Raw genomic sequence first — 13,961 nt, 5'->3', positions numbered from 1 at the left:
TTATCTAAAAAAAATATATCTTTGTGGCAAAGATGTACATTTTTAAATAAAGAAATATGGATAAAGTGATTATTAATTCTTATGAAGATTTTGAGAAGTTGATAGGTCAGCAGATTGGAGTCTCTGACTATCTGGAAGTTTCTCAGGAACGTATCAATCTTTTTGCTGATGCAACATTGGATCATCAATGGATTCATGTGGATACGGAACGTGCTAAAGTGGAGAGTCCTTATCATAGCACTATTGTTCACGGATATTTGACATTGTCATTGCTTCCTCATTTATGGAATCAGATTATTGAGGTCAATAATTTAAAAATGATGATCAATTATGGTATGGACAAGATGAAGTTTGGACAAGCTGTATTGTCAGGCCAAAGTGTACGTTTGAAAGCAAGTCTCCATTCTTTGACTAATCTGCGTGGTGTGGCTAAAGCCGAGATTAAATTTGCGATTGAGATTAAAGATCAGCCAAAGAAAGCCCTTGAAGGTATCGCTATCTTCTTGTATTATTTTAATTGAGAGTAGTACTGAAGGTGTGTCATAACTCACTACAGAGTAACACAGGGTTCCACAAAGTGAACTTAATCTATTGATAACTAACGATGCTGATCTGTGGCGTATCCGGGTTTTGACACATCCTCATTTGGTGTACTCGCTCTATTTATTTAAAAAACGAAAGAAAATCCATCCTGTAACATTGGTTACAAATTATTTGTATCTCATTTCCGACCTTTGCCCACTGAATAATAAAAGATGAAAGTTATGAAAGATTATAAACTAATGGCGGTTGGACAAATTGTAGCCGATTGTTTTGATTATGCAAAGGTCTTCAATAAGTATGGTATTGATTTTTGCTGTAATGGAGATGTTTCCCTGGCTGATGCTTGCGGGAAAATGGGGATAGACGCAGATTGTTTGCTTGAAGAATTGAAGCAAATAAAATCGGAACGGTCCTTAACTCTTGACTTTAAAAGTTGGCCTATAGATTTATTAGTAGATTACATTTTGAAGTTCCATCATCGTAATATCCGTTATCAGGGACCGCAAATTCTCCAGTTGCTTGATAGGGTTTGTGAAGCACATGCCAGAAAGCACCCGGAACTTTATGAAGTGCGTGAACTGTTTCAGGAATCCTGGATAGATTTGAACAATCATCTTACTAAGGAGGAGATGGTTTTGTTTCCTTATATATATGATTTATTTGATGCGGTGGCTCAACATCGTCCTATTCCGGCTTTCCATTGTGGAAGTGTGAGTAGCCCTATTTCGGTAATGATGAGCGAACATGATGCCGAAGGAGAACGTTTTCGCAGGATTTCCGGGTTAACTCATGGATATCTGGTACCTGGTGATGCTTGTAGTAGTTATAGGTTGCTACTTGAGATGTTGAGGACGTTTGAAGATAATTTGCACCATCATATTCATTTGGAGAACAATATTGTTTTCCCAAAGGCTATAGAGTTACAAGAGAATTGTGAACGAATGTGTTAATTGTTAACGTTTTTAATGCGAAGTATTAACAAAATAGGCGTGAATATTAAACGGTGTTATAATACGGAATATTTTTGATCTGATATTTGCTAATTGATTGAAATTCGGTATATTTGTATTGTGTTTTTTTCATAAGTATTAGATTTAAGGTTAACAAAAGATTGGTTGCTCGGGATGAGTAGCCATTTTTTGTATAAGACACTTTGGTTGCTTATTCTACAATTAAAATAGGAGGATCAGAATCTGTATCCTAAACCTATTCTTAAACCCGGATAAACGGCAGAAGTTCTATTTGAGGATCCGATATAGCCGACTCCACCCGATAGATCGAATAGAAAATGCTTCCATACGCGACGGAATCCCCAATAGGGGGTGATAACATATATGTGGGCTGCTTTCACTCCACTGGTAATGGTTATTGGAAAAGAATATCCGAAATTAACAGATAAATACCCGCCGGAATTGCCCCAAGTACGTTTGCCATTGCGATGTCTTTTCTTCAGGTTATAATAAAAACGTGGTTCTATGGCTAAATCTCCGGTTACTAAATGATAGTCTTTGGTGTCGATATGAAATTCGCGGAGTGATTCCATTTTGAGCTGTAGTATTCTTCCAAAAGCATAAGAAGATCCTGCGCTAAAAATAATAGTCCCTTTGGGGGTAAAAGCATATTCATAACTATAGGCTAGTCTGATGCCATTTAAACTGATGCTGTGACCGGAGACGGTTTGGAATTGGGCAGATACATCGGGCCTTTTTCGAGGATTGTGTTCGGCACGGATAGAAAGAGCGAATAATGTAAGTAGGATTGTGGTGATAAAGAGTACTTTCTGCATATGTTTTCTGTTTTTGGTTTTATAATTGATTTCTTGATTATAAAGACAGAAAAAATAAGAAGATTCCCTATTCGGATGATAAGAATAATTTTACGATAAAATATAAAATCTAAAATCTAAAGTTTAGGTAGATCGCTATCACCGTTACTGACCTAAACTTTAGATTCTGTATGCTATGCAAAATGCTTGTTATTTACGGATACATCTGACAGAAAGAGCTCTGTCTGTTATATTACCATCTTTTATTTCATTTGTGGTATGCAGCAAATAGATTGCTCTGTTTGTTTGATTTCCAGATGAATTGGTAGACCAGTATACCACCGTATATAAGCCGTTGGTATATCCGTTCTTACTTTTTAGAATATATCCTTCTGGTACTCCATTGAATCCCGTAATGTTTAGTATGGGAAGCTTGTCACCATTTTCATCGCTCGACCATGGTCCGAATTTCAGTTTAGAAGCATCGTTGTTTATATATTGCTTTAATAGTTCCCACTCGGTTTCGGTAGGAATACTCCATCCTTGAGGTGATAGCTTGCCTGAAATAACAGCTTCTGAATTGTAAAAGTAAAAGTCTTGAGGTGCATCTTTAAATTTGCCGGTGTAATAGCCTGCTGTTGTTGTAAAATCTTTTTTTAAAGTAATTGCTTTACCGTCAGTATAGTGTGTCGCTTCTAGACTACGTCCCATCCAATATTGGATTCCTATTTTGACTATAGGGTAAGTTTGGGTTTCCGTATTTCGTATATCTGTCAAGACCTCTTCTTGTAATCGCACCGGTAGAGGGTTTTCCGGCTTAGAAATTGATATTGAGTTGTCTTGGGTTATATAGAAGTCGCTGATGATGCTTTGATTGCCTGGCGTGTAGTCTAATGCGTTATTAACTTTGTTCCAAGAGACTTTACCTCCATGAATGGATGCTGGTTCGTCAAGTAAACAAATTACTGTTCCGTTATTCAGATCTGTTGCTCCGTTTAGGACGGGATAGACGACAATGGCTTGTGCGTCGATGTTATCAGCTAAAAGATACTCTTTACATATTTCAGCTACCTGAGTTCCTTCATTAATTGCCTTATAAACGTTACTTTTACTGAATTTTAGAGCTGAGAGATGAATTACGCCTGATGTTTCCTGGGCTGTCGTTTCACCGGAATCCCCTTCTGTCCAGTCTGTAATGCTATGATCGAAATTGTTGATTTGGATACCTTCGGATGATTTATAAATAATGGCTATAGAACAATTTTTTTCACTGGCTAATTGAAAATTATCAGGAAATGGACAACTATAGCTTTTACCGTTTATATCTATATTTATATAGTGATTGTCAGATTCTATTTTTTCGGGTATTAATATGACTTCTTTGCCTGTCAGAGCGTTATTCTCTATTTTCCATTCTCCATGAGGTGTGACACTAATTGTTTGTCCCGATGGCTCGAATCGATCTGTGAGAAAATCATATGATGCGTCCGAATGGAATCCATTTAATGATAGAGATGGATTGTCATTTAAAAGTTCATCTATATCTTCTCCCGGAGCTGGTTTTATAGTGATTTTCAGTTTGCAGAGTTTATGTTTATATTCCATAGATACCATATTTTGACTGGGGGTAATATCACTGTTTGTAGCGATCATAAAGTCGGAGAGCGAGTGTTTGCTTACAGAACTTTGGTCGGTATGTATTTGGACTTGCATTATACTTTGGTCTTGGTTAATACCTGTTTCTTGAAAAGGGTAATAACTTATAAAATCACATTTACCGTCTCCCTTGGGATAATAGATTGTTTCTTCTGGTTCGAAACCGGTTGCTTGGGAACATGTGAAACGCATATTGTCAATGTATCGTTTCTGGTTGATGGTTGATAATTGTGTCAATACATACAGACCGATGGCATCTTTTTCCTGAAATTCGTTATTGATAGCACGTGTGTGGTTACATAAAATTTGTGTAGAAAGACGGATGGGTATCTCTCCGGGAATATCTACAGGATCTTCTGAAATTTCATTTACACATGAGATTGTAAAGAGTAGAGGCATCATTACGATTTTTATCATAAAAGATGCAATTGACTTGTTTTTCATGATTTAGTTTTGGGGTTATTTATTTGTCTTTTTAGTCGTTTGGTTTATGTGATAACAAAACTAGTATTATTAATATAATTATTACTATGAATTACGATAATATTTTGAATTTATATAATAATTGTTTAATTGGATACGATGCTTACATTATTATATAAGAGAAAGGGTAGTTGGGGGAGAGATTAGTATGTATTATTTGTATTGAATATATTTATTGCAGTAGTACCAATAGGCCGGCAAGAGGAGAAAATGCCTTGCCTGCCTATATTCTTTTGAAGATTTACCGGATTGGAATGTAGATTTCGGTTAATAACTCTTCGGGAGGAGTACATGATGGATCATTAAGATACCTTTCAGCACTTGGTTCATCGCTTAGTGTACACTCCATTTCAGGTAGATATTTGCCGTAAATTGTGTCATACACGGCTTGCAACTGATCGTATGAACCCTTGTATAGGAAGGTTGCATAACGTCCGGCAGGCAATTGCTTGAATCCTACATTTCCTTTCGGCCTTGCATTTGATGGTAACAACATACATACGTCAGTACGAAGTTTATCGGTTGGGGTTACTTTGGGGTCATCATGGTAGATACAGAGTGGAGAAGGGTCTCCCATCGGAAGATTTTGTTCTTTCACAAACTGAATGAGGTGCATCCATGTGCCTGCATAGTCATTTAGTTTATAATCACCAAAGAGGCGGATATAAATTACATTTCGTTGGGGGAGTTCTCTGATTTCCTTTTTCAATTCCAGATCCGGTTTAATAATTGCTGGTTTCATAATTACATAGTTTTTATTATTACGATATTCTGTTGGAGAGATACCATACATTTGTTTGAATATTTTGGAAAAAGACGATGGAGAAGCATATCCGATCCGATAGGCAATATCGGATATGGAAGTTGATGAATAACGTAATAGGCGTGCCGCTGCTTCAGTTCGTGTCCGGACAATAAAGGTACCGATGGGTTCACCCAAAAACGCTTTCATAATGCGGTGAAAGTAGAAGGGGGAGAAATGGGAAATTCTGGCCAATGATTTCAGGTCAATTTCTTCACCCAAGTGGAGATTAATATAATCTACTACTGCATTTACACACTTCTGATATTCTTCTTGCGTTGTCTTTTTTCCTTCCATGATTCAATTGGTATTTCAATGTTGCAAAGATAGGGTGAAAAGAAAGAGGGCACTTGTCCGATGTTGCTGAATGCAAATAAAAATGCTACCAGTCAATTTCTTCTATGCCTCTGCTTCGTAAAAAGGTATTGGCTTTACTGAAATGTTTGCAACCGAAAAATCCATAATCGGCGGATCGGGGAGAAGGGTGTACGGCGGTTAATATTAAATGTTTATCGGTATCGATTAGTGATGCTTTTTCTTTGGCATATGATCCCCATAACATGAATACCAGGTTTTCACGTTCTTCACTTAATTTTTTGATGACTGCGTCGGTGAAAGTTTCCCATCCTATATTACGGTGTGAACCTGTTTCGTGAGCTCGTACGGTAAGTACGGAATTCATGGGGAATACTCCTTGTTTGACCCACCTATCCAGATTACCCGAATTGGGAAGCGGCTTGCCTAGATCCTGATGTATCTCTTTAAAAATGTTGGAAAGTGAACCGGGAATAGCGACACCGTCCGGTACGGAAAAACATATACCATAATATTGTCCCGGATTAGGATATGGATCTTGACCTAAAATGACTACCTTTACATTCTGAAAAGGACATGAATTGAATACATGAAAAATTTGATGTCCGGGTGGAAGTATATGTGCCTTCCCGTATTCATTCTTGACAAAGTTCACTAATTTTTCGAAATAGGGTTTATCGAACTCTTCTTGCAGGCGCTGTTGCCAGCTACTTTCTATTTTGACATTCATCGTATTGAGGTAAGATTTGATTTCAACAAAGATATTAAAAAAATCAAGAATAAACTTACCTAATACATTATTCTTCTATCTCAATCCAGAATGTTGTATCAGAGGATTCTACTCTTTAATCATTGTCAGTAACATTTTAAATCTTTCAATAGCTGTCAATGCATGCGGCGCATTAGCCGGAAATACAATACTTTCTCCTGCATTTACCGTAAAAACTTGTCCATTTACAACAATATTCGCAGATCCTTCCAATACCTGTACTAAAGCATCGAATGGAGCACTGTGTTCGCTAAGTCCTTCGCCTTTGTCGAATGAGAATAAAGTAATGTTTCCGGCAGGGCTTTTGATTAACTGCTTACTGATAATTCCACCTTCAGAATATTCTACTAATGAGGCTAGATGGAGTACAATTCCCTTTTTGAATGACTGTTCCATATTCTTATTTGTTTTTTCATTCTATGTGAAAATAAAACGTTTGAGGGAGAAAATTGTTTATCCGCTTCTTTTTTATACTTTTGTTCCGTATTCATCATTAAGTCATTAATCTCCTACATGAAACTTTGTATATAGCTAAGCTCGACGAATAATTTTTTCTAAATAAAATTATTCAGCTATAGGATGGATGCCTCGGCTTCTCTCCCTGAGTTTCATATCTATTTATTTATTTATCAGTTATGTACATGTTGATACTGTTGGGTAGGATATCTTCCTTGTGTCATAAATGTGCAGTATTCATAAAGTTGAGCAATGAATTATACTTATCGACAAATTTGGCTTATCAACTATCCTGTGATGTTGAGCATTCTGATGGAACAATTAATCAATATAACCGATGCTGTTTTTCTAGGGCATGTTGGTGAGGTGGAACTTGGTGCTTCCGCTCTTGGCAGTATTTATTATCTTGCTATTTATATGTTAGGATTTGGTTTTAGCTTGGGAGTACAAGTGATGGTTGGACAGTACAATGGAAAGGGACATTATACCGGAACAGGCGGAACTTTCTTTCAGGGGTTAGTCTTTCTATGTGTACTTGCTATCTTGCTTAGCCTCTCTTCTTATTTTTTTTCTCCGTTTCTTTTGAGATATTTTGTGCACTCTTCTGAGATATATTGTGCCGTGATTGATTATCTGGATTGGAGATGTTTCGGTTTGCTTTTTTCTTTTCCCTTTCTGGCATTTCGTTCTTTTTATATTGGTATTGTCCGAACCAATGCTTTGTCATGGGCGGCACTGGCAGCCGTTCTAATAAATATTCCCTGTAATTATTGGTTTGTTTTTGTTCTTGATAGAGGAATAGCGGGTGCGGCGATAGCTTCTTCTTTGTCCGAAGCTGCTTCTCTTCTGATTATTGTGGTTTATACTTGGCTGAAAATCGATAGAACAGACTTTGGACTAAAATTTATATTTGACAAATGTTTGTTAGTGGAGCTATGGCACCTCTCCGTATGGAGTATACTCCATGCCTTTATCAGTGTTGCTCCGTGGTTTCTTTTTTTCGTGGTTATTGAACGACTGGGAGAAGCTCAGCTTGCTGTTTCTAATATTATTCGAAGTGTCTCTACAATCTTCTTTGTGATTGTCAATTCGTTTGCTGCCACTACGGGAGCATTAGTCAGTAATTTGATCGGAGCAGGAGAGAGGCAATACCTGTTTCCGCTTTGTAGGAAAATTTTAAAGTTGGGCTATGCAATTGGGCTTCCCCTGGTAGTATTAGCTATGGTCTTTCGTCGGCAGATTACTGGATTCTATACGGACAGTTCTCAACTTATTAATATTTCAAGTATCCCTTTTGCAGTGATGTTGCTGAATTATGTGTTTGCTTTGCCTGGATATGTGTATATTAATGCGGTGACGGGTACGGGTAAAACCCGTATTGCCTTTTGGTTCCAGTTGATAACGATTGTTATTTATTTGTTCTATTTGTATCTGCTAAGTCATTATACCGCCTCTCTGGCAGTATATCTGACAGCGGAATATCTTTTTGTGATTTTGTTGGCTGTTCAGTCCGTACTCTATTTGCGGATATCATCGTAAGATCTTTTTAGTCCATGGGCACTCTTCCTTTTTTCTGATAAAAGCATAAATGGTCGTATACATGTCCGTCATAAGTCATTTCTGCTTCATGGAGTATACCTTCGTATACAAATCCGTTCCGTTCCAATAAAAGTCGGGAACGGGTGTTATGCGGATAACAGTTCGCTGAAATCAAATGCAATCCCAGTACGTTAAATCCATAATCCAATATGGTTCGTGTCGCTTCCGAGGCCATACCTTTTCCCCAATGGCACTCTTTCAGCCAGTATCCCAGCATACGTGTCCGGGTATTTTCCCGTTTGGGGTCAGTAATAATACCGATAGAACCCACCAGTGAATTATCTTCTTTGAGAATTATGGCAAAAACTCCTTCATTTCCCATAAATACAGTATGTAAGACCTCTTTGGAATCTTCGATACTTTTATGTGGTTCCCAGCCGGCGTTATTTCCTAAGTTTGGGTTTTGGCAACATTCAAAGAGCTCTTGCAGATCCGTTTCCCGGAAAGGACGAAGAAGGAGACGTTCGGTTTCTAAAATGGTGGTATGCATGGGATTTGATAATTTGTTTTAGGTAAAATGAATATAATATTGTGCAAATATGGCATTTTATTTCCAATGGGTGATATTTATTCATTTTTTATTATCTGCTTAATCATATTTGAGGCAAAAAACAGGAATCGATGTAATAAATCCCCGTTACCAAAGAAGAAATGCGATCAAAATAACATGAATTGCTTTCGGATCTTAATTATACTACCGGGGGAAGAGATAAAGTGATGCTCTACCAATCGTCAAAGTTTGACCGGAATTGTACTTTGGTTGTTGATGGATAATATATAATTTTCTCTTTCCTTCTTCATAAATCATCTTTTTTTCTCTTTTCTCACTTTTTCTTATACGATTTCGGGACATAATTATCCAAATTTATGTCATAAGATACAGCTATACTTTTATGTCATGGATTTATAAAGCACCTTTCAGTGTATCTTATACTTTTGCAGGCAGATTTCAGTAGTTATTAGAGAAATTGATTAGGTGAAAGAGGTTTTATAAACAAAGGAAAAGAGGATATCTTAAAAATATCCTCTTTAAAAGAAAGTAATGATACACAATAATAATCTAACAGAGCGACAATGAACTCAAAAAAAGTACTTTTCATCATCTTCATTTGTGCATTGACTGTGACCGGATGCGATACACAAGAACAAACTACTATAGATAGTGGCTTAACTCTGATACGGGCTACACAAACACTTGATTCTTTATATGCAAATTATTCTGTATCAGGAACCTGTTTGTTAAGAGAGAATTATCCTTCTAATGTAGGAAATTACACAGCCACGTATCTGGCTTCTGAAGAACAAAAAGCAATCCCCAATCAATATTCTTACTTATGGCCTTATTCCGGGACATTTTCTGCTGTAAATGCACTATGTGCAGCAACCGGGGATGAGAGCTATAAGACATTACTCGATAACAAGGTATTGCGGGGACTTGAAAAATATTTAGATATCAGCAGAAGCCCTGTCGGTTATGCCTCGTACATAAACACGGCTTCCCAATCCGACCGCTTCTACGATGATAATATCTGGTTGGGTATTGACTTCACAGATGCTTATCTAAATACAAAAGAAGAAAAATACCTGAAGAAAGCCCAGCTTATCTGGAAATTTATAGAGAGTGGAGCAGATGACAAATTAGGTGGAGGTATCTATTGGTGTGAGCAAAAGAAAGTATCTAAAAATACATGTTCTAACGCACCGGCATCAGTGTTCGCATTAAAAATGTTCAAAGCTATCCGAGATAGTTCTTACCTGATAAAAGGGCAGGAACTATATGAGTGGACTAAAAAAAGACTGCAAGATTCGACCGATTATTTATACTTTGACAATATCTCTTTGGATGGGAAAATTGATAAGTCTAAATATGCCTACAATAGTGGGCAAATGATGCAGGCTGCCACTTTATTATATCAACTTACCGGTCGTAGCCATTTTTTGAAGGATGCTCAAAATATAGCAAAAGCGTGTTATAACTATTTTTTATAAATTTTATACCTGAAGAAGGGGAACCTTTCAAACTCCTTAAAAAGGGGGATGTATGGTTTACTGCCGTTATGCTGAGAGGGTTCATTGAACTCTACCAAACTGACCATAATAAAACATATATCAACTCTTTCAATCAAAACATGGATTATGCATGGGAACATGTGCGTGATGAGAAGGGGCTTTTTGATATCGATTTCAGTGGAAGAACCCATGATGACCGCAAGTGGCTGTTAACGCAAGCTGCTATGGTAGAGATGTATGCTCGGTTAGCAGTAACTAAATAAATATAAACACTTATTAAAAAAGAATTGGTATGACAAAAGAAAACTCTTCCTAGCTCATTCTTCCTGTTTACATAAACAAGGAACTATCAGATGTTGAAAAATAAATGTCTTTTTAATCAAAGTTAGTATTATGAAAATAAAAAAACACATTCTAATACCTCTAATGGTATTGCTACTTTTTGGAAGTATGGACGCGATGGCCGCCATAGAGCAGGCTATACAAGTAAAAGGTAAGGTTGTAGACAATATTGGCGAACCTGTAATTGGTGCTAATGTAGTTGTAAAAGGGACCACGACCGGAGTGATTACTAGCATAGACGGTAGTTTTGCCATCGACGCTGTAAAAGGTTCTACTATTGTGGTATCTTTTATCGGTTATTTATCTCAGGAAGTAAAAGTAACTGGTAATTTTCTAAATATTACATTAGAGAACAATACGGAATTGTTAGACGAAGTAGTGGTAGTGGGCTACGGTGTACAAAAGAAAGCCAACCTTACGGGTGCTATTGCCACAGTGGGGGCGAAGGAACTTGAGGACCGTCCTGTAACTAATGCTGCCGCAGCACTTCAGGGTAAGGTAGCCAACTTGAATATCTCCAATGGAGACGGTGGTCCGGGTAAGAAGGCATCGTTCAATATCCGAGGTTATGCCGGACTGGACGCAACCTACAGTCCATTGGTTATCATAGACGGTGTAACCGGTTATTTCGATGATTTGAATCCCAATGACATTGAGACGTTGACTGTATTGAAAGATGCTGCTGCAAGTGCTATCTATGGAGCACAAGCTGCCTACGGTGTGATATTGGTTACCACTAAGTCAGGTAAGAAGAATGAAAAGACTGTCATCAATTATAACAATAATTTTTCGTTCAACAGTCCGACCGTACTACCCAAAACTGCCGGTTCATTGGAGTTTTCCAGACTTTTTAGAGAAGCTGACATCAATGGAGGCGGTAGTGGTATTATTGACCTGGAGACGATGGAGCGTATTGAAAAATATTACTATGATCCGACCAGTATTCCCAACAACGTGCCGCAACGAGATAATCCGGACCGTTGGGCTGATTGGGGAGACGGACGTTCAAATGCCAACGAAGACTGGCAAAAAGCTATGTTCAAGAATAACCAGCTCAACCAACAACACAACATTTCAATTCGGGGTGGTAGCGACAAGACTACATACGTCATGTCTCTGGGATATTTGAAAGACGAAGGCAAACTGAGATATTACGATGATCATTATCAACGTTACAATGCGTTGGCCAAAATTACGACTGACGTGACGAAGTGGCTGACCGTGGGCTTGAATGTACGTTATTCACACGAAAAGAGTGTATCTCCCGCTTACGGCATGAATCCGGGTGGCAGTGTCAACGATATGATTGGTTGGACACAAGTAGTGTGGCCTACTATTCCTGTGCGTGATCCCAATGGACATTTCTCTCCGGCCGGACGTATGGTATTCATTGCCGATGCCAATCCTCAGACCTCATACACCGATAACTTCTGGGGCACTGCTAACGTAGTCATCAAGCCACTGAAAGGTTGGACTATCAATGCCGACTTTACCTACAACAAATGGATGAACAAACGTAGTTACTCCAAAGGTCTCATTTATTCCTACTCGGTGAGCAACGAGCCTTACCTTGAAGGTGGATTTGGAACTGAAGATACGCGTGTATGGCAGGAATCTAACAATGATGACTTCACATCAATGAATGCATATACTACGTATGAAAAAGAGTTCAAGGGACACAATTTCAAGATAATGGCCGGTATGCAGTCGGAATATAAGAAGAACTTCGGTCTTTATGCCAATAAAATGGGGATGGTATTACCGGGCCAACCGTCCATTTCTACCAGTACAGGAAAGATAGAGGCCTGGGATTCTCTGGATCATTATGCTACTCTCGGTTTCTTCGGTCGTTTCAACTATGACTACAAGAGCCGCTATCTCTTTGAGTTCGACCTGCGCAGAGACGGTTCTTCCCGTTATGCCAAAGGACACCAGTGGGGAACTTTCCCAGCTTTTTCCGCCGGTTGGAATGTGGCTAAGGAAGCTTTCTTCGAACCTTATACTTCGATACTTTCCGAATTACGTTTAAGAGGATCTTGGGGAGAATTGGGCAATATGCGGGGAAAAAATTACCAATATATCTCTACCGTACCTTATAACGCTACGACCGATTATATTATGGGTGACAAACGAATCAGTGCCTTTGGTGCTCCTAATATGATTGCCTATAATACATGGGAGAAGAATCGTACTTTGGACTTTGGCGTTGACATCGCCGCACTGAACAATCGGCTTACTATGTCGTTCGACTGGTACAGAAGAGATATTATCGGACTTATTACAAAGGGTGTCACTTTGCCTGCCGTGCTGGGTGTAAACTCTCCTGATACGAACAATGCCGATATACGTAATGAGGGTTGGGAACTGACACTCGGATGGAGAGACCAGTTCTCGCTGGCATCCAAATCATTCAACTACAGTGTATCGTTCAATCTTTCAGATTACCAAGGAACTGTTTTGAAATATTCAAATCCCAAGGGGCTGATATATGACTACTACGTAGGTAAGAAGATGGGGACCATATGGGGATATACCACCGATCATATAATGACCGATCCTGCTGAAGCGAAAGCCATTAACGATTCTGGCGTACAGAACAAGTTTGGTGGTGACTGGGTTGTAGGTGACATCAAGTATGTGAATCTGGATGATGATCCTAACATTAACGATGGAAATCAGACGCTGGAAGACCATGGAGACCTCTCTATCATTGGTAATGATACTCCCCGCTATAATTTTGGTTTTGGCTTCAATGCAGACTGGAACGGTATCGACTTTTCGATGTTCTTACAAGGAACCATGAAACGTGACTTATGGCTGGAAGGTCCTGTTGCCTTTGGACTCGGAGGTGGGCAATGGGGTTCCAATGTATGGAAAAACACACTGGACTGCTGGCGTGAGGATGGAAGTAATCCGGATCCATGGTTACCAAGACTCTATTTGTGGAGCACCAGTAAGAATTTGCAGAAACAGACCCGTTACATGGATACTGGTGCTTATTGCCGCCTGAAGAACATTCAGTTGGGATATTCGTTACCGGGAGCTATTATTAATAAGGTAGGGCTGGAAAAAGTACGCATTTACTTCAGTGGAGATAACCTGCTGACTTTCTCCGGTATTAACGAGAACTTTGATCCCGAAGCTCCGTGGGGCGGTGCATATCCCATCTCCAAGTCAATTTCCTTTGGTGTTAACGTTACATTCTAAAACTCTAAAAATAC

The 13,961-nt window shown here is 38.6% G+C and carries 10 protein-coding genes and 1 pseudogene; 5 read left to right on the top strand and 6 right to left on the bottom strand.

Translation table 11 applies throughout. From position 1 onward, the window contains the following. Positions 1–56 precede the first annotated feature (56 nt). Both BSHG_RS19670 and ric read left to right on the top strand, forming a co-directional pair. Positions 57–521, top strand: coding sequence for a MaoC family dehydratase (locus tag BSHG_RS19670; RefSeq protein WP_005790230.1), 465 nt, complete (start codon positions 57–59; stop codon positions 519–521). 243 nt (positions 522–764) lie between these two features. Beyond that, positions 765–1,493 (top strand): iron-sulfur cluster repair di-iron protein, encoded by a 729-nt coding sequence (gene ric, locus BSHG_RS19675; protein WP_008657210.1) that lies wholly within the window; start codon positions 765–767, stop codon positions 1,491–1,493. A 236-nt stretch (positions 1,494–1,729) separates the two neighbouring features. Here the strand turns inward: ric and BSHG_RS19680 are convergent, their stop codons facing one another. The 5 genes from BSHG_RS19680 to BSHG_RS19700 all read right to left on the bottom strand — a co-directional run bounded on the left by BSHG_RS19680 (position 1,730) and on the right by BSHG_RS19700 (position 6,729). Next, positions 1,730–2,329, bottom strand: coding sequence for a hypothetical protein (locus BSHG_RS19680; RefSeq protein ID WP_008657208.1), 600 nt, complete (start codon positions 2,327–2,329; stop codon positions 1,730–1,732). Between the two features lie 189 nt (positions 2,330–2,518). Beyond that, the gene (locus BSHG_RS19685) at positions 2,519–4,408 is read right to left on the bottom strand and encodes a fimbrillin family protein (RefSeq protein ID WP_008657207.1); all 1,890 of its coding nucleotides are present in this window, start codon (positions 4,406–4,408) and stop codon (positions 2,519–2,521) included. A 280-nt stretch (positions 4,409–4,688) separates the two neighbouring features. Beyond that, entirely contained in the window at positions 4,689–5,546 is an 858-nt protein-coding gene (locus tag BSHG_RS19690) for a GyrI-like domain-containing protein (protein ID WP_005790222.1), read from the bottom strand. Between the two features lie 85 nt (positions 5,547–5,631). Continuing rightward, entirely contained in the window at positions 5,632–6,294 is a 663-nt protein-coding gene (gene ung, locus BSHG_RS19695; RefSeq protein WP_005797756.1) for a uracil-DNA glycosylase, read from the bottom strand. A 108-nt stretch (positions 6,295–6,402) separates the two neighbouring features. After that, positions 6,403–6,729 carry a cupin domain-containing protein gene (locus tag BSHG_RS19700; protein WP_005790218.1) on the bottom strand — a complete coding sequence of 109 codons (327 nt, stop codon included), beginning with the start codon at positions 6,727–6,729 and terminating at the stop codon, positions 6,403–6,405. Positions 6,730–7,041: 312 nt separating this feature from the next. Between BSHG_RS19700 and BSHG_RS19705 the strand changes: the two genes are divergently transcribed. Further along, a complete protein-coding gene (locus BSHG_RS19705; protein ID WP_008657206.1) occupies positions 7,042–8,328 on the top strand; it encodes an MATE family efflux transporter in 1,287 nt (428 codons plus the stop codon). A gap of 7 nt (positions 8,329–8,335) precedes the next feature. Here the strand turns inward: BSHG_RS19705 and BSHG_RS19710 are convergent, their stop codons facing one another. Further along, entirely contained in the window at positions 8,336–8,878 is a 543-nt protein-coding gene (locus BSHG_RS19710) for a GNAT family N-acetyltransferase (protein ID WP_005797752.1), read from the bottom strand. Positions 8,879–9,462: 584 nt separating this feature from the next. On the opposite strand from BSHG_RS19710, the pseudogene BSHG_RS0219940 reads away from it, so the two are divergent. Continuing rightward, a pseudogene (locus tag BSHG_RS0219940) lies at positions 9,463–10,661 on the top strand (glycoside hydrolase family 76 protein). Positions 10,662–10,791: 130 nt separating this feature from the next. After that, positions 10,792–13,947 carry a SusC/RagA family TonB-linked outer membrane protein gene (locus BSHG_RS19715; RefSeq protein WP_005790209.1) on the top strand — a complete coding sequence of 1,052 codons (3,156 nt, stop codon included), beginning with the start codon at positions 10,792–10,794 and terminating at the stop codon, positions 13,945–13,947. Positions 13,948–13,961 lie beyond the last annotated feature (14 nt).

It is taken from the genome of Bacteroides sp. 3_2_5, assembly GCF_000159855.2.
In the GTDB taxonomy this organism is placed as follows: domain Bacteria; phylum Bacteroidota; class Bacteroidia; order Bacteroidales; family Bacteroidaceae; genus Bacteroides; species Bacteroides fragilis.
This window is presented reverse-complemented; position numbering and strand designations above follow the sequence as displayed.